The sequence below is a fragment of the Sandarakinorhabdus limnophila DSM 17366 genome (genome assembly GCF_945882885.1).
Taxonomy (GTDB): domain Bacteria; phylum Pseudomonadota; class Alphaproteobacteria; order Sphingomonadales; family Sphingomonadaceae; genus Sandarakinorhabdus; species Sandarakinorhabdus limnophila_A.
On record NZ_CAMCWT010000017.1, the window covers coordinates 29,411 to 47,921 of the forward strand.

An 18,511-nucleotide genomic window follows, 5' to 3' on the forward strand; every position below is an offset into this window, starting at 1 on the left:
CGGTTTATCCTTACTTGGCAGCGTAGGCGGTGATCAGATCGAACAGATAGTCGCGTTCCTTCATCACGCCTGCGACGGAAATCCGCTCGTTGAGGCCGTGGACGCCATTGCCGTCGGGCATGCCGAAACGGCCGGGCATGCCATAGGTCGGCATGCCGGCAGCGTTCAGATAACGACCATCGGTGGCGCCGGTGGCCATGGTCGGGATCAGGGGGATGCCGGGGAAATGCTTGGTCGCCAGCGCGCCGGCAGGGCCATAAACCATGTCTGACAGCGGCGGCGGCGGCGCGGCCTTTTCCGGATTTTCCGAAGCGCGCGGGGTGACGGTGATGGTGGGGTCGCCCAGCCGCTCCACGATTTGCCCGCGCACCTTTTCCACGCTCTCACCGGGGAACATGCGGCAGTTCACATTGGCCTGGGCGCGCTGCGGCAAGGCGTTGCGGGCGTGGCCGGCGTCCAGCATCGTCGCCACGCAGGTGGTGCGCAGGGTGGAGTGCCAACCCGGATCCTTCGACACGATGGCCTCGGCAGCCGCGTCGGCCGGATTGGCCAGCAGGGTGCGGATGGCAGCAGTGGTGGGCGCATCGCTCAGCTTGGCCATCTCGGCGAAATAGGCGCGCGTCGTGTCCGACAGGATCACCGGGAAATCATTCTTTGCCAGGTTCACCAGACCGGCGGCGAGTTCATTGATCGCATTGTCCGGGCGCGGGCGGCTGCTGTGCCCACCGGGGTTCCGGGTTTCCAGCGTGAAATCCTGATACACCTTCTCGCCGGCCTGGAAGGCGAGGCTGATCGGCTTGCCGGTCGCGTCGGCCTTGCCGCCGCCGCCCTCGTTCAAGGCAAATTGCGCCTCGATCCAGTCGCGATGCTCCTCCACAAGCCACTTGGCGCTGTTGTAGGGCCCGCCCTCCTCACCACAGGTCAGCGCCAGCTTCACGGTGCGCTTGGGCGCCTTGCCCTGCTTCAGCCGGACCATCGCATCGGTGAAGATCGCGCCATGCGCCTTGTCGTCACTCACACCGCGACCATAGAAAAAGCCGCCCTCCTCGATGAAGGTGAAGGGATCGCGCTCCCAATCGGCGCGCTTGGCCTCCACCACATCGAGGTGGGAGAGCAGCAGGATCGCCTTGGCCTTCGGATCACTGCCCTTCAGCGTGGCCACCATCCCGCCATCCTGCGGGCGTTCTGCGGAACCGGGGAACAGCTTGATATCGGCATCGGTGTAACCAGCGGCCTTCAACCGCGTCGCCATCCGCTCGGCCGCTAGATTGCAGCTGCCGGTGGACACGGTGGTGTTGGTCTCCACCAGCTCCTTGTAGAGCGCGCGGAACGCCTGCTGGTCGGGCCGCAGCGCCTGAGCGCTGGCCGGAACGGCGATGGTGGCGGCCAGAAGTGCGGCGATGAATGTGCGCATGATGTTTCCCCTTGTTGCCGGCATCAAAGCGGGGCGGCTGCGGGATGGCAAGGGGCAAAGGCGATAGGAAGAAATGGCCTCCGGCGGGCAGGGCCTGAGGCCCTGCACCCACTTTCGTTGTTTCAAGCCTGTCGCACGAGGTCGTAGTCGTACTGGCTGTGAGAAATGGGTCGCCCGAAAACAAACGGGTGCAGGGTCTGCGAACCTGCCCGTCGGAGGCCCCGACTTTTCCTTTTCCCTTCAGCGCACAAATACACGCTGGGACAGGCTGCCCGGAATGCCGGACGAACATCGCCGGCCTTTGGAACTTCTGCGCGCGGCACGGGTTTGATGGTCATGGGAAAAGGAGAATTCACCATGACGGATACAAGCACACGCACGATGGGACGGAAGATGACGATCGGCAACGGCGGCACATCGGCCTTGATGGCCGGGGTGGCTGGTTTCGGGCTGGGCATGATGGTTTCGGCGGGTCGCAAGGCGGCTTCGCAAGCGGCGACCTTTGCGGCGGGCGACTGGTTCGAAGGCCTGAAGGCCGAACATCAGGCCGCGCGAACGCTGCTGGAGCAGTTGGCGGCCACGCGGGAAGAGGATGTGGCCAAGCGCGCCGCGCTGGTGCTCGAACTGCAGTACGCCATGGGCAAGCACCAGGTGCAGGAAGAATATGTGATCTACTGCGTGGTGGCCGAACATGGCCAGAGCGATGTGGCCGAAGCGCTGAACACCGATCATTTCGAGGTGAAGCAGGGCCTGTATGCGCTGGAAATGATCGGCAAGGCGAAGGGTCCAGGCTTCCTGGAAAAGGTCGCCGCTATCCGCACCGCCTTTGAATCGCACGTGCGCGAGGAGGAGGACGTGGTGTTCCCGACCTTGCAGGCGATGCTGACCGATGAGGAAAAGAAGGCGCTGACCAGCCGCATGAACCGTGAGGGGTTCAAGGTGGCCTGAACCGCCGTTCGCAGACGACATGTGGGGCGGGGAGCGATCCCTGCCCCATAATCATGTTCAGTCGCGCAGAAGCTCGTTGATGCCGGTCTTGCTGCGGGTTTGCGCGTCCACGGTCTTCACGATCACGGCGCAATAGAGGTTGGGGCCGGGCGTGCCATCGGGCAGCGGTTTGCCGGGGAGGGTGCCGGAGACGACGACGGCATAGGGCGGCACCTTGCCGATGTGGATTTCGCCGGTGGCGCGGTCGATGATCTTTGTCGACGCGCCCAGATAGACGCCCATCGAGAGGACCGCGCCTTCGCCGACGATGACGCCTTCGGCGACTTCGGCGCGGGCGCCGACGAAGGCGTTGTCCCCGATGATCACCGGGTTGGCCTGCAGCGGTTCGAGCACGCCGCCGATGCCGGCGCCGCCCGAGATGTGGACATTTTCGCCGATCTGCGCGCACGAACCGACCGTGGCCCAGGTATCGATCATGCTGTTCTTGCCAACGCGCGCGCCGATGTTGACGAAGCTGGGCATCAGGACGGCGCCCGGCGCGATATAGGCGCCGCGGCGGACGACGGCACCGGGAACGGCGCGGAAGCCGGCGGCGCGGAATTCGGCATCACCCCAAGCGTCGAACTTCAGCGGCACCTTGTCGTAGAAGCCGGCGTGACCGAAGCCGGGCATCACCACGTTATCGTGCAGGCGAAAAGACAGCAGCACGGCCTTTTTCAGCCACTGGTGGGTGGTGCCGTCCGGCTCGGCGACGCGCAATTCGCCGGCGTCGAGCGCTGACAGCGCCGCGTTGACGGCGGTGCGCAATTCACCGTGGGTGGCGCTGGTAACGGTCGTGCGCTCTTCCCAGCCGGCGTTGATGATGGCTTCGATGTTCATGCGGTTTCCACCTGTTCCAGCACCTGCCCCAGGAAGGCGGCGAGGTCGTTGATGATGAAGTCGATGTGATCGCGGTCGCTGCCCGGCCCTTGCTCGCTGCCGTTGTCGATCCACACGGTTGTCATGCCGATCGCTTTGGCGGGCGTCAGGTTGCGCGCCATGTCTTCCACGAACATCGCGCGTTTCGGGTTGATGCCGTGGGCGGCGCACATGTGGGTGTAGGCCGGCGGCTGCGGTTTCGGCACATAATCCAGCGCGTGGATGTCGTGCATGCCGTCGAACGCGTGGGTGAGGCCCAGGCGTTCCAGCACGCGTTCCGCATAAGGCGCATCGGCATTGGTGAAGATATATTTGCGCCCCGGCAGGCGGGCGATCAGGTCACCCAGTTCCGGGTGCGGGCGCAGCACGTCGATATCGACATCGTGGACATTGGCCAGGAAATCGTGGGGATCGACATTGTGCAGTGCCATCAGGCCGGGCAGCGTCATGCCGTGGCTGTGATACAGTTCCTTCTGGATGCGGTGCGCCTCAATCGGATCAACATTCAGCAGGCGCTGGATATAAAGGCCCATGCGCCGATCGATCTGTGGGAACAGCGCCGAGTGCGCCGGGTACAGCGTGTTGTCGAGATCGAAGATCCAGTGATCAATATGGGACAGCGCGGCCATGGCGGCTGGCCATAAGCGCAAAGGGCGACGCTGTCATCGTGGCAATTTGGGGGGAAGCCGGGCCGCCCGCGTGGGGCGGCAGGGGGCGTGGGTGCCGAGCAAGCGGGTCGGATCGCTGGAACGGCACCCATGCCAACCTGAACGGAGGAACAGGCGTACCGAATCATGGACCCCCATTATTCATTGTGCACTGCGGCAAGACCGCCGCGCTTCAGTGTGTCGCGGGTGTCAGGCGCGGCGGCTGGCGCGCGGGTCGCTGCCGGACGGGCGCATGCGCAGCACATTCAAGGGCCGCAGGGCATCGGCCAGCGGATCGGGGACGGGCACGGTCAGCGCCCCGATGCCGGCCAGCCCGTGCGCCACGGCCCGATAATGCGCATCGCCAACAAGGCCGCTGTTGTCGGGCCACAGCGCGTTGAACCGGCCGGCAAGCAGATCCTGTGCAGCCAAAAGGCCTTCGACCCGGATGCGGCGGTGATTGTCCCAGGTGAGGGTGAAGCGCGGATCGGCGGGATCGTCGAGCGGATCGACGGGCGCATCGCGGCGGAAGCGGCACGCCAGAACGCTGCCGGCAAATGTGCCCTTGTCGCTCAGCGCGGTGATGGTCTGGGCCGGCATGCTGAGGTTGAAGCCGCCTTCGTTGCCGGCCAGGCGGACATGGATGATGCGATCGCGCATGCCAACCTGATTGTAGAGGCTGACATCCCCCCAGGTGCGGGCGGTTTCAACGACGCGCAAGCCCAGCCCGGCCAGTTGCGCCAACGGGGTGCCCGCGGTCGGTTCCTTGTAGAAGGCAACGCGGTCACCATCGGCAAAGGGCATGATCAGGTCGGTCAATTGCAGGCTGCCGGTGTCGGCGCGGGTGCCGCCCAGCGTGCGGACATTGCCGGGCACCGCCTTGCCGCGCATCGCGGCGCTGTCGAGCACGCCATATTCCTCGATGGAAAGATCATCATCGGGATAGAGAAGATTGATGGCGAAGGTGGGCCGGCTGGGCACCACGGCATCGAACAGGTGGATGGGGAAGTTTGAGGTGATGCCGCCATCGGAGAGATAGAGGCGTGAGAGGAACGGCGTGCGTTCTTCCGGCACTTCCGGTTGGCCGACCCAGCGCAACACCCACAGCGGCAGCGGCGTGAACAGCCCGGGAAAAGCCATGGAGGCGCGGGCGCCGACCAGGATCGGGATGTGCCGGCCTTTGGGCAGCAGCCGCAGCCGCTGGCCCAGATCGCCAAGGCGGGCCACGGCCGTTTCCACCTCGTCGCGGCCATAGCCCAGATCATCGGGGATTTCGGTGTTGCTGGCCACGGCCCAGGCATTGGCGTCCAGCGCCTGCAGCACCGATTCTGGAAACAGCCGTGCCCATTCGGCAGGATCGTAGAACAGCCGCTGGTTGTCGAACAGAAAGGGGAAGCTGGTGGATTGCACGCGGTTGAGATCGCTGCACACCAGCACCAGATCGATGGCGCGCGGATCAAGGGCGCTGGGTTCCGGCAACAGGCCCAGCGACCACAGCTTGCCGAAGGTCAGCACCTCGCTTGTGCTGTTTTCTTGCAGGCCGGCCAGTTGCTGGATGGTCTGGTGCAGCCACTGGGTGAGCGAAGGCAGTTGGCGCTGGTTGAAGGTGTGGGCCGGCAAGGCGAAGCCGGTGGCAAGGCCCAGGCCGTTGGCCACGATCGGCTGCAGCAGCCGGTTGAGACTGTCGAGCGAGAGCGGCACCGCCTGCACCAGGCTGGCCTTGAGGTTCCACCAGCCGGCGAAGGCAAGGCTGGCGACGGCGGCCAATGCCGTGGCGAAGCCCTGCACGCCAGGGCTGCAGCCAGCGGTGAGCAGCCAGCCGAGGCCGGCACCGGCGAGCATTTCAAGGGCCGTGGCCCCGGCCGCGAGCCACAGCGCGCGGCGGGCGTTGCCCGGCAATGTGGGGAGTGCGGCCTTGATCAGGCCCAGGATCGCGGCGGGCTGGCTGTTGAGCGCGCCCTTCAGCGCATCGAGCAGCGGCGCGGTGCCCGGATCGCCGCAGAACATGGCATCAAGCCGGGAGGCGCCCTGATCGGTGCGCTGGGCCAGTTCATCGTGCAGCCAGGCCATGCGTTCCCGGGCCTTGGGGTTCCTGCCCGTCCGCAGGCCATATTCCATCGCAGCAGCCGCCACCGCGCCGATGGCGCCGGCCGATGTGCCGCCGATATTGCGCAGGCGGAATGTTTCAGAAAGGGTGGCGATGGCGCCGGGATAGACGAGGCCGCTCGTCACCCCGCCCTTCATGATCAGATCGCATTCCTGGGGCCGGCCGGCGGCGTCGATCGACTGGATGGTGTGCGGATCGGTCATGACGGCGCCTCCCCCTGGAAACAGCGGTTCGCGACCCTATCAATCAGTGTGCCATCACGGCATCGCAAAGGCCAAGCACGAACTTGGCAAACCGTGGCTCAGGCGAAACGCTGTTTCAGCGCCACCATGGCCAGCGCGGCGGCCGCCGCTTCACCGCCCTTGTTCTTCTGGGTTTTGTCGGCCCGGGCGATGGCTTGGGCTTCGTTTTCTACGGTCAGGATGCCGTTGCCGATGGCGAGGCCGTCGAGCGTGAGCGCCATGATGGCCCGCGCGCTTTCACCGGCGACGACTTCGAAATGATAAGTCTCGCCGCGGATCACGCAGCCCAGCGCGACATAGCCATCATACTCGCCGCTGGCATCGGCAAAGGCGATGGCCGCCGGCACTTCCAGCGCGCCGGGCACGGTGATCACGTCATAGGTGGCGTCGGCGGCCTTCAGGGCTTCGGTCACGCCGTTGCGCTGCATATCGGCGATGTGGGTGTAGAACGGGGCTTCGACGATCAGGATGTGCATGAGATTCAGCTCCGGGGGGGAATGGCGCGTTCGCCAACAACGTGCAGGCCATAGCCTTCGATGCCGACGATGTTGCGGTGCTGGTTGGTGAGCAGGATCATGTCGGTGACGCCAAGATCAACCAATATCTGCGCGCCGATGCCGTAATCGCGCAGCACGATGGATTCGCCCTGGCCCTTGGCACGCATCTGTTCGGAAATGGCGGTGGGGCTGCCGTCGCGGATGATGACGATGACGCCGGCGCCTTCTTCTCCGATGGCGTCCATGGCGCGGCCCAGTTGCCCGGCGCGCTCACCCTTTTCGGCGAACATGTCGGTGAACATGGATTGGGTGTGGACGCGCACCAGCGTGGGCTTGCCGGGTTCGATGCGGCCTTTTTGCAGCACCATGTGCTCGCCATATTCGGCAGTGTTGGCATAGGTTTTCGCCAGCCATTCGCCGCCGTGCCAGCTTTCCAGCTTTGTTTCGGCGACGCACTTCACCAGCCGGTCATGGGCGTGGCGATAGGCGATCAAATCGCGGATGGTCCCGATCTTCAGGCCGTGGCGGCGGGCGAACGGGATCAGATCGGGCAGGCGCGCCATGGTGCCATCGTCGTTCATGATCTCGCAGATCACACCGCTGGGGCTGAGACCGGCCAGGCGCGAGATGTCCACGCTGGCTTCGGTATGGCCAGCGCGCACCAGCACGCCGCCATCGCGGGCGACGAGCGGAAACACGTGACCGGGCGAAACGATATGTTCCGGGCCCTTGCCGGCATCGATGGCCACCGCGATGGTGCGGGCGCGATCGGCAGCCGAAATGCCGGTGGTGACGCCTTCCTTGGCCTCGATCGACACGGTGAAGGCGGTGCTGTGCCTTGTGCCATTGTGCTGCGCCATCAGCGGCAGGCCGAGTGCCTTCACGCGCTCTGAAGCCAAGGCAAGGCAGATCAGGCCGCGGCCAAACTTGGCCATGAAGTTGATGGCATCGGGCGTCGCCATCTGGCCGGGGATGATCAGGTCGCCTTCGTTTTCGCGGTCTTCATCGTCGACCAGGATATACATGCGGCCGTTGCGGGCCTCGTTGATGATATCCTCGATGGGGGACAGCGCCGGGCCGCTGCTGCGATCGGCCAGCCAGTTTTCCAGTTTCCGGAGCGTATCGGTGGTGGGGTTCCACTCGGCTTCGTCGAGCGCGCGCAAGCTGTTGGCGTGCAGGCCAGCGGCGCGAGCCATGCCGGCTTTTGATTCCTCGCCGCTGGCAACCAGGTCACGCAGCCGGGCAATCAGGGATTCGCTCATCGGGGCCTCACATCGAAATGTGAAGACGGGATGCGCTCATCACATTGCGCTGTCAAGAGTTGAGCTGGTTCATCCGGAACAGGTAGCGGGCGAGCACATCGATCTCGATATTCACCTCGTCGCCGGCCTTGGCGGTGCCGAAGGTGGTCCATTCGGCGGTGTGCGGGATGATGTTCACCGTGAACCAGTGGCCAAGATCATCATCGCTGACCTCGTTCACCGTCAGCGACGCGCCGTTCAAACAGATGCTGCCCTTGGGCGCCACATAGGGCGCGACGCTGGCCGGCATCTGGAAGGTGAAGCGCTTGGAATCGCCTTCCGCAGTGATGGCGGCGATCTGGCCGACGGCATCGACGTGGCCAGTGACGATGTGACCGCCGAGTTCATCGCCCACCTTGAGTGCGCGCTCAAGATTGAGCCGCGCGCCTTGGCTCCACATGCCGCCGGCGGTGCAGCGCAGGGTTTCGGCGGACACGTCGAAGCTGATGCTGTTCGCGGTCTTGCTCACCACCGTCAGGCACACGCCGCTGTTGGCAACGGACGCGCCGATGGCGATGCCGGTGGTGTCATACCCGGTCTGCACGGTCACGCGCAGATCGCCGCGCTCTTCCACATGCGTGATGATGCCGATGTCGGTGATGATGCCGGTGAACATGGGGCTGCCCTAACGTGTCCGTGCGTAACGTTCAATGCGGTCGGGGCCGAGCATCATCGCCGCGCCTGCCGCCCAGCGGCCGTGCGCCTCTGGCAACTCGGCTAGGCCGATATCGCCCAGCGCGCGGCCCGCTCCGATCAGGATCGGCGCGCGCATCAGCAGCAACGCATCCACCAGATCGGCGGCAGCCAAGCTGGCGGCGAGGCCCATGCCGCCTTCAACCAGCACACACAGCGCCGGATCGGCGGTGAGCGCAGCGAGATCGGGGAAATGCGTGAAATGGTCCGGCAGGCCGTCACCGCGCCCGACAACGCCGATGCGCGGCGTGCGGGTTTCGAGGCCCGGCAGGCGCACATCCAGCCGGGGCTGATCCGCATCCCAGGTGCCGCGACCAACCACGATCAGATCGGCGCGGGCGCGTTCCAGATGGGCGGCGGCACGGGCGCGCTCACCGGTGATCCATTGGCTGCGGCCGTCGGCCATGGCGATGGCGCCGTCGAGCGACACCGCCAGTTTCAGCGTGATGTGCGGCCGGCCCAGTTTGAGGCGCGTCAGGAGGCCGGCCAATTGCTGTTCGGCCTCGGCGTCGCGCACGCCTGTGGTCACCGCGATGCCGGCCGCGCGCAGCCGCGCCACCCCATCGCCATCGGTGCGCGGATCGGGATCATGCGCGGCGATCACCACCCGCGCCACGCCGGCGGCAATCAGGCTGTCGGCACAGCTGGGCCCGCGAGGGCTAACATGGGCGCAGGGTTCCAGCGTCACATAGGCGGTGGCGCCGCTTGCGGCCTGACCGGCCTGGCTCAACGCCAAGGCTTCGGCGTGCGGGCGGCCGCCCGGCTGTGTCCAGCCGCGCCCAGCCACGCGGCCATCTTTCGCGATCACACAGCCGACCGACGGGTTGGGGAAGGTCGTGCCAATGCCGCGGCTGGCCAGCGCCAGCGCCGCGCCCATGAACCGCCAGTCGTCGGGAGCCCTCACTCGATCGGCGGTTCGGCCGGGGCCGGCACGCGCACGATGGCCTGCACGGATGGCTCTGCGGCGACATAGGGCAGATCCCGCTTGAAGCCGCCGCCCTTCACATAATCATCATATTGTTTCTGCGCGTCGATCTTCGGCTGGCCAGACAGCCCGGCAATGGCAGCGCGGGCTTCAGCCAGCCGGGCTTCGCGCGCGGCCTTCGTCGCTTTCACATCGGCGATGGCATCATCCCGGCTGCGGTCAGCCTTCCAGCTTTGCGCATAGATGATCACCGAATCGGGCTTCATGTAGCCCCAGCGCGATTCGAGCAGGAACATCGTCATCAGGATGGTCGTGGCCAGCACGGAGCCGGCGGCGATCCAGTAACGCTTGCGGCGCTGGGTGGCATCAGGGGGATCAAGAAAGGCCATAGCGGCCAAGATAGGGGCGCGGCGCGCGCTTGGCCAGAGGGGCGTCAATTCGACTGGGGGGCCGTCAGCAGGGCGATGATGCGGGCAGCGGCGTCGGCGGGCGCAGTGTTGGCAGTATCGATGGTCAGCGCCGAGGCCGGCATGGCCGTTTCACAGGCGGCGAAATCGGCGTGGAGCTGTTCAAGCAGGGCGGTATCGCGCAGCTTGCCGAAACGGGCACGATCGTCATTGGCAATGCGGAATATCTGCCCGGCCAGATCGAGGCGCAATTGCACGAAGATGGTCTCGCCGCCGCCAGCCGCCACGATGCCCGCCACCTGTTCGGGAAAGCCCGGAGAGACGCTGGATTCGGGCTGGAAGGTGAAGATCAGCGAGCGATTCTCGGCGACGGCGGCGCGAATCACGTCGATCCAGAAGCGCTCCCGCAAGGTCACGAATCCCGGCGAGCCGAATGGAAAGACGGCGTGCACTGCATCGACGATCAGGTGATTGTGAAACAACGGCAGCCCGGTCGCATCCGACACGGCCCTGGCGATGGTGTATTTGCCGGCCGCCGGTGGCCCGTGCAGGAAAAGCAGTTTCACGGGGCCAAGCGGCGCAACGCTTCGTCGCGGCCGATCAGCGGCAGCAGGGCCGCCATTTCCGGCCCGTGCGGCTGGCCCGTGAGCGCGAGGCGCAGCGGCAGGAACAGCGCTTTGCCCTTGCGGTCGGTGGTGGCCTTCAGTGCGTCGATCAGGCGGTTCCAGATATCATCGCCCCAGTCCAGGCCGGCCAGCGTGGCGGCGGCAGTGGCCAAATAGTCGGGTTCATCAGTGGCCGCAGTGATTGGTCCGGCGATGATCTGGTGCCAGGCTTCGGCTTCATCAAGACGGGCAAGGTTGGGCCGGATCGCCAGCCATTCGCGCTCACCGATGCTGGCCGGCAGGCGGGCGGCGACGTCGGCGTGTTCCATGTGGTGGATGCAGCGGGCCGACAGGCTGGCAAGATCGGCCGGATCGAAGCGGGCAGGCGCGCGGCCGAAGTGGTTGAGCGCAAAGCCGGGCAGCAGATCAGCCAAGCGGGCCATCGGCTCCACCGGCTGCGAGGTGCCCAGCCGGGCGAGCAGCGCTGCGACCGCTACCGGCTCGATACCCTGTTCTGCCCAAGCATCGACCCCTTCGGAACCCAGCCGCTTCGACAGCGCCGCATCCTTGCCGGTGAACAGCGCCATGTGGGCGAGGCGCGGGGCGGCGGCGCCCAGTGCGGCAAACATCTGCAGCTGTACGGCGCTGTTGGTGACATGGTCTTCCCCGCGCGCAATGTCGGTGATGCCCAGATCGATATCGTCCACCACCGACGGCAGCATGTAGAGCCACGAGCCATCGGCGCGGCGCACCACCGGATCGGCCAGTGCGGCGGCGGGGAAATGGCAATGGCCGCGCACGCCGTCCTGCCACTCGACATCGGCGGTTTCATCCATCCGGAAACGCCAATGCGGCTTGCGGCCTTCGGCTTCCAGCTTCGCCTTGCCGGCATCGCTCAGCTCCAGTGCGGCGCGATCATAGATCGGTGGCAGCCCGCGCGACAGGGCAACGCGGCGCTTCAGCTCCAGCTCTTCGGCGGTTTCATAGCAGGGATAGGCCCTGCCCTGCGCGGCGAGGCGAGCCAGCGCGTCTTCATAGCGGTCGAATCGGTCAGACTGCTTGACCTCCATGTCAGGCGCCAGGCCCAGCCAGGCGAGATCGTCCCGGATGGACTGGGCCGATTCCGCGGTGGAGCGCGCCAGGTCGGTATCATCCAGCCGCAACACAAAGCGGCCACCCGCCGAACGGGCGAGCAGCCAGTTGACCAGCGCAGTGCGGATATTGCCGGCGTGGAGCCGGCCAGTGGGCGAGGGAGCGAAGCGGGTGACGATCATGGCGGCGGCATAGCGGGTTGAGGCGCGGAAATCACCGTCCGATTGTCGCCAGCCCAATTGGGAGAATGTGTGGCAAGGTTCCGCCATGATCACGCTCCTCATCGCACTTGCCGCCGCCACTGCACCGCCTGGTGCTGTCTCCATCACGCCCGCCACGATTCCGTGGGGGCCGGCTGCGGCGGATGGCAGCCGCTTTGCCTTGCTCGATGGTCAACGCGAAGTGGCGGGGCAGAGTTTTTCTTATGCCTTCGCGCTGCCTGCTGGCGCGTGGGACAAGCCCCATCGGCACAGCACGACCGCGCGCATCTTCGTGTTAAAAGGCGTGTTGAAATTGGGATGGGGCGCGACCATGGACAAGTCCACCGCGCAGGCCTTCCCGGCTGGCAGTTTCGTCGTGGTGCCAGCGGGTGCCGTGCATTTCGACGGGGCCGACGAGGAGACGATCATCCTCGGCGTTGCCAGCGGGGTGTGGGCAACGCGTTATGAGGATGGCAGCGCAGGGTCGGCGGGGACGCCTATTTCGCCCTGATATGCCGCGCGACCGTGCGTTCTTTCACCTGGGCGCCGTAGATCACGCCGTTCTTGTCCACCCACAGGCCTTCGGCGCCGCTGGTGGCGCCGGCATCCGGGGCGGGTTCGGGATCAGGGATGAAGGCCGTCACCTTGCCGTCCTTCACGCTGCCGATGCGGATGCCGCGCTGCCAGCCAGGGTTGTAGCCATAACCGACCGGGCGACGGCTTTCCGAATCGCCGCTGTACATGATGTCGTTGGCGTCGATGAACAGGCCGGACGGGCGGCCGAACTGGGTCCAGCTGTTCAGCAACTTGCCCTTCTGGGTGTAGACCTGCACGCGGTTGTTCCAGCGGTCGCCCACGTACAGCAGGCCCTTGCTGTCCATGGCCAGCGCGTGCGGCACTTCCAGATCGCCCTGGCCCTTGCCGGGTTGGCCCCATTGCATGAGGAACTTGCCGGTGCGATCATACTTCAGGATGCGGGCGACGCCGCGATCGGCCTCGTGGCCATCGGCAACGAAGATGTCGCCATTCTTCGCCACGATCACCGCATTGGGTTCGGTGAACACGTCTGTGCCCTTGCCCTGCACGCCGGGTTTGCCGAGCGTCAGCAGCAACTTGCCTTCCGGGCTGAATTTCAGGGCGGTGGCGCCTTTGCCGGGGATGGCCCGCGCGTCGGTGAGCCAGACATTGTCTTGGGCGTCGATGTAAAACCCGTGTGGAAACACGGTCAGCCCGCCGCCGAACGCCTTGATGAAATTGCCCTGTGCGTCGAACTCCATGATCGGATCGATCTGGCTGTTGCCGCAATTGTTGGCGCCGCAACGTTCCGCCACCCAGATGTGGCCCTTGCTGTCCACACCCACTGCGCTGGTCGAGCCCATCACGCGCCCTGCGGGCAGCTTCAGGAAGCCCAGTTCGCTGCGATAGGGGTTGGGCTGTTTGTTGGTTTCGGCGGTCAGCGGTGCCGGCTTGGGCAGCGTCTCCACCGTCCACACCGGGCGGGGGGGAGACGTCGCCTGTTGCGCACTGACGGCGCTGCCGACCAGCAGCAGTGCCAGCATCATCATCCGCTTCATGGCCTTGTCCCCCAAGTGGTTCAGCGGCCGCTATTGGCCGGCTTTTCTGCCGTGATGCCGATGGTCGCCAGCACTTCCGAACGCTTGTCGAGCGGCTGGGCGCCGGCCGGGAAGCCGTTGTTCTTCAACAGGAAGGCCAGCACATCGGCATATTCTTCGCGCGTCATCGATTGCGGATCATTCTGCGGCATGGTTGTGCGCACGCGGTCATACAGATCGCCCACTGTCATCGTGTCCCAGTGGGAAACGAACTCACCGCCGATCAGCGGCGGTGCTTCGCCGGTGCCATTCAGCGCCGCGCCGTGGCAGGCGCCGCAGCGCTGGGCATAGACGCCCGCACCACGGTCGGCCTGTTCCGGCGTGTAGATGCCCTGCCACACCGATTTGCCGGCATCCTGGGCCACAGCGGCACCAGCAAGGCCGAACGCAATCAAAAGGGGCAGGGCAATCTTCACGTCACTGGTTCCTTATCGCTTGCTGGGCAGGGCATAGGCGAGGAATTCGCCGGATGCGTTCCCGCCGCTGGTCGGCACGATGATATACTGCTTGCCGTTCACCATATAGGTCATTGGCGAGCCGGATTGGGTGGAGGGCATGAACACAGCGCCCACTTCCTTGCCGGTCTGCTTGTCGTAGGCGCGCAGCATGGCGCCGCGCGGCCGGTCTTCGGTGCGGGTGAACTGGTTTTCACCGGCGACCACCAAGCCCTTCGTCACCAAGGTGCCAATCTGATAGGTGGACTGGCCAGTGCGGGGGATGCCGCCCATCGCCTTGATCACCGGGTGATTGCGCACGAAATCCGGCGTTTCACCATGCGCGACCTGCCACTTGATCGTGCCATTGTTCACATCGATGGCGCTGATCGTGCCATAGGGCGGCTTCACCAGCGGCAGGCCGTCAACCGCCAGGCGCGGTGGGCCGGCATTGCCGCTGCCGGGTGCAGCGGCCGGGGCCGGGCTGTCGGCACCGGCGCCTTCGCCCGGGCCCTTGATCATCACCACCGGCTGGCCGGCAACGCCAACCACCAGCGGAATGTCAGACAGGCCGGCCGGCGGCGGCAGCAGTCCGGTCGAGGAAATGCAGGCGCCGCAGGCATAGACATAGGCGATTCCGCTTTCCGGATCGAACGAACCGCCCGGCCAGTTGGTGCCGCCTTGCGCCCAGTTGTTGATCACCCCGAACTTCTCCGGCGTGGAGACGATCGGCGGGGTGTAAACCGGGCCGAGCACATATTTCGAGGTCAATTCCAGCGCCTTCTTCTTCATGTCAGGCGTGAAATCGATCAGGTCCTTTTCCTCGACGCCGTTGCGGGCATAGACCGGCGGCTTCGACGGGATCGGCTGGGTGGGCGAATACCATTCGCCGGGCACATTGCCCTTGGCCACCTTGGTTTCCTTGATCGGCCACACCGGCTGGCCGGTGGCGCGATCAAAGACATAGAAGAAACCCTGCTTCGACGGCAGGCCGACAACCTTGCGCGACTTGCCATCCACGGTCACGTCCATCAGCAGCGGGGCGCTGCTGTTGTCGAGATCCCAGATCTCGTGGTGGATCAGCTGGAAGTGCCAGCGGCGCTCCCCGGTCTTCAGGTCAACGGCGACAAGGCTGTTGCCGAACAGATTGGGGCCGGGGCGCTTACCGCCGAAAAAGTCCGACGTCGGCGATTCGACCGCGAGATAGGCGAGGCCAAGATCCTCATCGACGGAAACCTGCGTCCACACGCCAGTGTTGCCGTTCACGTCGGCCGAATTGTTCAGCCAGGTCTCATAGCCGACCTCGCCCTTCTTCGGCACGGTGTGGAAGGTCCACATGCGCTTGCCGGTGCGCACGTCGAAGGCGCGCACATAGCCCTTGGTGTTGTTGTGGGTCTTGGGCGTGAAGCCTTCGCGGAAGGCGGCGCCGATGATGATGGTGTTGCCCGAAACCGCCGGCGCGGAGTGGACGCCGACTTCGCCGGTATCGAGATCGCCCAGATCTTGATCATAATCGGTCTTCAGATCGACAACGCCGTTGGTGCCGAACTCCGGATCAGGGCGGCCGGTATCGGCGTCGAGGCTGACAAGGCGATAGCCGATGGTGACATAGAGGATGCGGCGCCTGGTGCCGTCCGTCCAATAGGAGAGACCGCGGCCGGAGAGGGCGCGCGGGCTTTCGGCGGAGCGCTTGCCTTCGTGCATGGCATATTGCCAGAGCAGCTCCCCGGTGGCGCCGTTCAGCGCCACCACGGCGCGGCGGGTGCCGCCGGTGGTGTAGATCACGCCATCAACGGCGAGCGGGGTGGATTCCAGTTTGTATTCCGGGCGGCTGCCCAGAATGTCGGTCTTGAATCGCCAGGCGATTTCCAGATCCTTGAAATTGCCGGGGTTGATCTGATCGAGCGGCGAATAGCGGCTTCCCTTCAGATCGGCATTGTAGGTGGTCCAGTTGGCGACCCCATTGGTGGTGCGCGCCGCAGCGACGCCTTCCTTGCCCGGCGTCTGAGCGCCAGCGGCGGTGGTGAGCAGCAGCGCTGCGGCGATTGGCAGAATGATCTTCATGGTTTTGCCCCTTGTTTCGTCGTTCACGCCGGCATCGCCATGACTTTGTCGAGACCGGCCTTCAGGCTGGCCTTCTGCGCGTCGTTCAGCTGCGGATAGGGCGTGCGCGCATACATCATCGGGCCGCCCCCACCCTCTTTGGCCATGCGCAGCGACAGGACGTACTTCATCGCCGCATAAGTGTTCGCGCCCATGTTGTGATCGCGCATGATGCCGCCGGCGGCGCGCAGATGGGCAAGCTTGGCCTTCCAGTCGCCCTTGGCGCGGTAGGTCTTGAAGATGTCGGCGCTCTTGTCGCTGAACATGTTGCCGTCGGCCAGGATGGCGCCCATGCCGGCTTCCACGGCCGGGATCAGGTTGTTCGACGTGCCGCAGCGCATGTTGAGTTCCGGGAAGCCCTTGAGGAACTCGGCGAAGCCTTCAGCGTTGCCCGACGAATCCTTGATGCCCGCGAGATGCGGATATTTCATCATGGCCTTGAGCAGCTCGATGGTGATCGCCACCTCAGACGTGCCGGGGATGTGGTAGAGGTTGATCGGGATCGACACCGCTTCGAACAGCTGGGTGTAATAATGGATCAGCCCTTCGGTCGGCGGCTGGTTGAAATAGAAAGGCGGGATCACCAGCAGGCCATCGGCGCCCACGCTTTGGGCGTGCTTGGCCAGATCGATGGTCTCCACGATGTTGGGCGTACCTGGGCCCACCATGATGTTCATGTTGCCCTTGTGCTTCATGGCGGTTTCGGTGACGAGCTTGCGTTCCGCGACCGAGAAGCTGGGGAATTCACCCGAGGTGCCGAGCACGACGACACCATCGGCGCCGCATTTCTGGTGCCATTCCATCACCGCCTTCATGGCGCCGGGATCGAACTGGCCGCGGGCATCGCAGGGCGTGACGGTGGCGACCCAGTAGGCCACCTTCTCCTTGGAGCCGAGGCGGCGCGCGCCGCCCATCTGCGCGGCGGCCGGTGCAGCAGCGCCCAAGGCGCCAATGGCAGCAGCGCCGGCAGCCAGCGCTAGCGTCTCGCGACGGTTCATCTCCATGATCTTCCTCCCCATGCTGGCCCGCTTGTGCCGGCCTTTGTTGCATCATTGCGCCGGGCGCGGCCGGCGGCAAGAATTTTTGCGCGTGTCTGCCCGCCTTCATTCGCGGATTGCTCAGGATTTCAGCACTGCAGGGTGAACCGGCCACGTTGCGGATCAGCCGGATCGCGCTGCCAGCTGATGCTGGCGCAGCGGCCCAGCACGTCGCGGCCCAGTTTCAGATTGCGCCAGGCGCCTTGGCGGCCGCGCTTGCCAATTACCAGTGCGGCATCATCGGCTTCGGCATCGGGCGGCAGTTCGGCCTTGCCGGCCCAATCGAACAGGCGCACCGCCGCGCGCTGCAGAGAAAGATTGGCGATGGCCACCGGCCGCGCCAGTTCCAGCACGCGCACCGGGCGGATGGCGCCGAAACTGATCGGCATACGCTGCACCGGGCCAACCAGCTTGCCACCGCCCACATCTGCCAGTTCAGCCGCCGCTGCAGCCGCAATCACGCTGACAGGGCGCAAGAGGTGCAATTCCACATCCAGAACCGCGCCGTTGGCCAGCTTCCAGTCAAAGCCCCAGGCATCGCTGCGGCCGATGCGGGCTGGCAGTACGGCGCTGCGATCAGCGGCGGCGGGCGGGCGCAGCTGCAGCTTCACCACGTCATGCGGCAGCAGCGGCAGGCCGATGGTGCCGTCGCTGTCGGCCGCTGCGGTCACAGATGCCGGGGTGAGCACCCGCGCCGCAAGCGGCCGGCCGGCGATCAGCAGCTGTTCGCGGCTGAACGGGATGGCCATCGCCGTCTGGCCCACGGCCACCCGGTAACGGCCACGATCCGCCGTGCTGCCGTCGGCGCGGGTTTCGCTGGCCAGCATGGCCCGCAGCGGGCTGGCCGGGTTGATCTGCACAATATCATCGCCGCCAATATCCACCGTCAGCCGCGCGGTCTGGCCGGCGATCATCACCTCGATCACTGGGGCAGCGGCAGGCAGCACCAGCGGCGGCAAGGGCGGCAGGGGGGCGGCTTGGGCTTGCGCGCGGCCAACGCGGGGCCAGCCGCCAGCAGCAGCGCCAGACTAAGCGGTGCGAAACGCATTGCTGATCGGATAGCGGCGATCACGGCCGAAATTGCGGCGGCCGATCTTGACGCCCGGCGGCGCCTGCCGGCGCTTGTATTCGGCGATGTAGAGCAGGCGTTCGATGCGGGCGACGGTGGCGGCATCCAGTCCTTCGGCGATCAGATCGCTGGCCGAACGCTCTTGCTCCACCAAGCCATAGAGGATGCGATCGAGCAGATCATAGGGCGGCAGGCTGTCCTGATCCGTCTGGTTCTCGCGCAGTTCGGCCGTGGGCGGCTTGGTGATGACATTGGTCGG

General features: G+C 65.6%; 18 protein-coding genes and 1 pseudogene. 2 read left to right on the forward strand and 17 right to left on the reverse strand.

Going from position 1 to position 18,511, the window contains the following annotated elements:
- Positions 1–10 precede the first annotated feature (10 nt).
- On the reverse strand, positions 11–1,414 hold the full coding sequence (locus tag Q7O19_RS05645; RefSeq protein ID WP_303809192.1) for a M20/M25/M40 family metallo-hydrolase: 1,404 nt from the start codon (positions 1,412–1,414) through the stop codon (positions 11–13).
- A 357-nt stretch (positions 1,415–1,771) separates the two neighbouring features.
- On the opposite strand from Q7O19_RS05645, the gene Q7O19_RS05650 reads away from it, so the two are divergent.
- Positions 1,772–2,362, forward strand: coding sequence for a hemerythrin domain-containing protein (locus Q7O19_RS05650; protein ID WP_303809193.1), 591 nt, complete (start codon positions 1,772–1,774; stop codon positions 2,360–2,362).
- 57 nt (positions 2,363–2,419) lie between these two features.
- Here Q7O19_RS05650 and Q7O19_RS05655 read toward each other — a convergent pair whose 3' ends face one another.
- From Q7O19_RS05655 to gltX, 10 genes are all read right to left on the reverse strand, one after another.
- On the reverse strand, positions 2,420–3,241 hold the full coding sequence (locus Q7O19_RS05655) for a 2,3,4,5-tetrahydropyridine-2,6-dicarboxylate N-succinyltransferase (RefSeq protein WP_303809195.1): 822 nt from the start codon (positions 3,239–3,241) through the stop codon (positions 2,420–2,422).
- Entirely contained in the window at positions 3,238–3,909 is a 672-nt protein-coding gene (locus tag Q7O19_RS05660) for a pyrimidine 5'-nucleotidase (RefSeq protein WP_273462162.1), read from the reverse strand. The genes Q7O19_RS05655 and Q7O19_RS05660 overlap by 4 nt, the downstream gene beginning before the upstream one ends.
- A gap of 228 nt (positions 3,910–4,137) precedes the next feature.
- A complete protein-coding gene (locus tag Q7O19_RS05665; RefSeq protein ID WP_303809197.1) occupies positions 4,138–6,237 on the reverse strand; it encodes a patatin-like phospholipase family protein in 2,100 nt (699 codons plus the stop codon).
- Between the two features lie 98 nt (positions 6,238–6,335).
- A complete protein-coding gene (locus tag Q7O19_RS05670) occupies positions 6,336–6,752 on the reverse strand; it encodes a 6,7-dimethyl-8-ribityllumazine synthase (RefSeq protein WP_303809199.1) in 417 nt (138 codons plus the stop codon).
- Between the two features lie 5 nt (positions 6,753–6,757).
- A complete protein-coding gene (ribB, locus tag Q7O19_RS05675) occupies positions 6,758–8,035 on the reverse strand; it encodes a 3,4-dihydroxy-2-butanone-4-phosphate synthase (RefSeq protein WP_303809200.1) in 1,278 nt (425 codons plus the stop codon).
- A gap of 52 nt (positions 8,036–8,087) precedes the next feature.
- The gene (locus Q7O19_RS05680) at positions 8,088–8,690 is read right to left on the reverse strand and encodes a riboflavin synthase (RefSeq protein ID WP_303809202.1); all 603 of its coding nucleotides are present in this window, start codon (positions 8,688–8,690) and stop codon (positions 8,088–8,090) included.
- 9 nt (positions 8,691–8,699) lie between these two features.
- Positions 8,700–9,644, reverse strand: a complete 945-nt coding sequence (gene ribD / locus Q7O19_RS05685) for a bifunctional diaminohydroxyphosphoribosylaminopyrimidine deaminase/5-amino-6-(5-phosphoribosylamino)uracil reductase RibD (RefSeq protein WP_303809216.1) — start codon at positions 9,642–9,644, stop codon at positions 8,700–8,702.
- Between the two features lie 23 nt (positions 9,645–9,667).
- Positions 9,668–10,081 carry a hypothetical protein gene (locus Q7O19_RS05690; RefSeq protein WP_303809204.1) on the reverse strand — a complete coding sequence of 138 codons (414 nt, stop codon included), beginning with the start codon at positions 10,079–10,081 and terminating at the stop codon, positions 9,668–9,670.
- Between the two features lie 44 nt (positions 10,082–10,125).
- On the reverse strand, positions 10,126–10,665 hold the full coding sequence (locus tag Q7O19_RS05695; protein WP_303809206.1) for a shikimate kinase: 540 nt from the start codon (positions 10,663–10,665) through the stop codon (positions 10,126–10,128).
- On the reverse strand, positions 10,662–11,978 hold the full coding sequence (gene gltX, locus Q7O19_RS05700; RefSeq protein WP_303809217.1) for a glutamate--tRNA ligase: 1,317 nt from the start codon (positions 11,976–11,978) through the stop codon (positions 10,662–10,664). The genes Q7O19_RS05695 and gltX overlap by 4 nt, the downstream gene beginning before the upstream one ends.
- A gap of 85 nt (positions 11,979–12,063) precedes the next feature.
- Here gltX and Q7O19_RS05705 point away from each other — a divergent pair, with 85 nt between their 5' ends.
- Complete coding sequence (locus Q7O19_RS05705; protein ID WP_303809208.1) at positions 12,064–12,507, forward strand: cupin domain-containing protein; 444 nt, start codon at positions 12,064–12,066, stop codon at positions 12,505–12,507.
- On the opposite strand, the gene Q7O19_RS05710 is transcribed toward Q7O19_RS05705, so the two are convergent.
- The 6 genes and pseudogenes from Q7O19_RS05710 to Q7O19_RS05735 all read right to left on the reverse strand — a co-directional run.
- The gene (locus Q7O19_RS05710) at positions 12,494–13,570 is read right to left on the reverse strand and encodes a peptidyl-alpha-hydroxyglycine alpha-amidating lyase family protein (RefSeq protein WP_303809210.1); all 1,077 of its coding nucleotides are present in this window, start codon (positions 13,568–13,570) and stop codon (positions 12,494–12,496) included. The genes Q7O19_RS05705 and Q7O19_RS05710 overlap by 14 nt on opposite strands.
- 20 nt (positions 13,571–13,590) lie before the next feature.
- Complete coding sequence (locus Q7O19_RS05715) at positions 13,591–14,025, reverse strand: c-type cytochrome (protein WP_303809211.1); 435 nt, start codon at positions 14,023–14,025, stop codon at positions 13,591–13,593.
- 12 nt (positions 14,026–14,037) lie between these two features.
- Entirely contained in the window at positions 14,038–16,107 is a 2,070-nt protein-coding gene (locus Q7O19_RS05720) for a PQQ-binding-like beta-propeller repeat protein (RefSeq protein WP_303809212.1), read from the reverse strand.
- A 23-nt stretch (positions 16,108–16,130) separates the two neighbouring features.
- Positions 16,131–17,150 carry a dihydrodipicolinate synthase family protein gene (locus Q7O19_RS05725; protein WP_303809213.1) on the reverse strand — a complete coding sequence of 340 codons (1,020 nt, stop codon included), beginning with the start codon at positions 17,148–17,150 and terminating at the stop codon, positions 16,131–16,133.
- A 122-nt stretch (positions 17,151–17,272) separates the two neighbouring features.
- On the reverse strand, positions 17,273–18,130 hold the full coding sequence (locus tag Q7O19_RS05730) for a hypothetical protein (protein ID WP_303809214.1): 858 nt from the start codon (positions 18,128–18,130) through the stop codon (positions 17,273–17,275).
- Positions 18,131–18,211: 81 nt separating this feature from the next.
- Positions 18,212–18,511, reverse strand: a pseudogene (locus Q7O19_RS05735) (NAD+ synthase); the annotation flags it as partial.

What these genes read in the sequence shown, in the direction of transcription:
- Q7O19_RS05720 (WP_303809212.1), bottom strand. Translation starts at nt 16,107, where the DNA reads ATGAAGATCATTCTGCCAATCGCCGCAGCGCTGCTGCTCACCACCGCC.
- Q7O19_RS05655 (WP_303809195.1), bottom strand. Translation starts at nt 3,241, where the DNA reads ATGAACATCGAAGCCATCATCAACGCCGGCTGGGAAGAGCGCACGACC.
- Q7O19_RS05710 (WP_303809210.1), bottom strand. Translation starts at nt 13,570, where the DNA reads ATGAAGCGGATGATGATGCTGGCACTGCTGCTGGTCGGCAGCGCCGTC.
- Q7O19_RS05725 (WP_303809213.1), bottom strand. Translation starts at nt 17,150, where the DNA reads ATGGAGATGAACCGTCGCGAGACGCTAGCGCTGGCTGCCGGCGCTGCT.
- ribD (WP_303809216.1), bottom strand. Translation starts at nt 9,644, where the DNA reads ATGGGCGCGGCGCTGGCGCTGGCCAGCCGCGGCATTGGCACGACCTTC.
- Q7O19_RS05665 (WP_303809197.1), bottom strand. Translation starts at nt 6,237, where the DNA reads ATGACCGATCCGCACACCATCCAGTCGATCGACGCCGCCGGCCGGCCC.
- ribB (WP_303809200.1), bottom strand. Translation starts at nt 8,035, where the DNA reads ATGAGCGAATCCCTGATTGCCCGGCTGCGTGACCTGGTTGCCAGCGGC.
- Q7O19_RS05670 (WP_303809199.1), bottom strand. Translation starts at nt 6,752, where the DNA reads ATGCACATCCTGATCGTCGAAGCCCCGTTCTACACCCACATCGCCGAT.
- gltX (WP_303809217.1), bottom strand. Translation starts at nt 11,978, where the DNA reads ATGATCGTCACCCGCTTCGCTCCCTCGCCCACTGGCCGGCTCCACGCC.
- Q7O19_RS05680 (WP_303809202.1), bottom strand. Translation starts at nt 8,690, where the DNA reads ATGTTCACCGGCATCATCACCGACATCGGCATCATCACGCATGTGGAA.
- Q7O19_RS05650 (WP_303809193.1), top strand. Translation starts at nt 1,772, where the DNA reads ATGACGGATACAAGCACACGCACGATGGGACGGAAGATGACGATCGGC.
- Q7O19_RS05645 (WP_303809192.1), bottom strand. Translation starts at nt 1,414, where the DNA reads ATGCGCACATTCATCGCCGCACTTCTGGCCGCCACCATCGCCGTTCCG.
- Q7O19_RS05705 (WP_303809208.1), top strand. Translation starts at nt 12,064, where the DNA reads ATGATCACGCTCCTCATCGCACTTGCCGCCGCCACTGCACCGCCTGGT.
- Q7O19_RS05660 (WP_273462162.1), bottom strand. Translation starts at nt 3,909, where the DNA reads ATGGCCGCGCTGTCCCATATTGATCACTGGATCTTCGATCTCGACAAC.
- Q7O19_RS05690 (WP_303809204.1), bottom strand. Translation starts at nt 10,081, where the DNA reads ATGGCCTTTCTTGATCCCCCTGATGCCACCCAGCGCCGCAAGCGTTAC.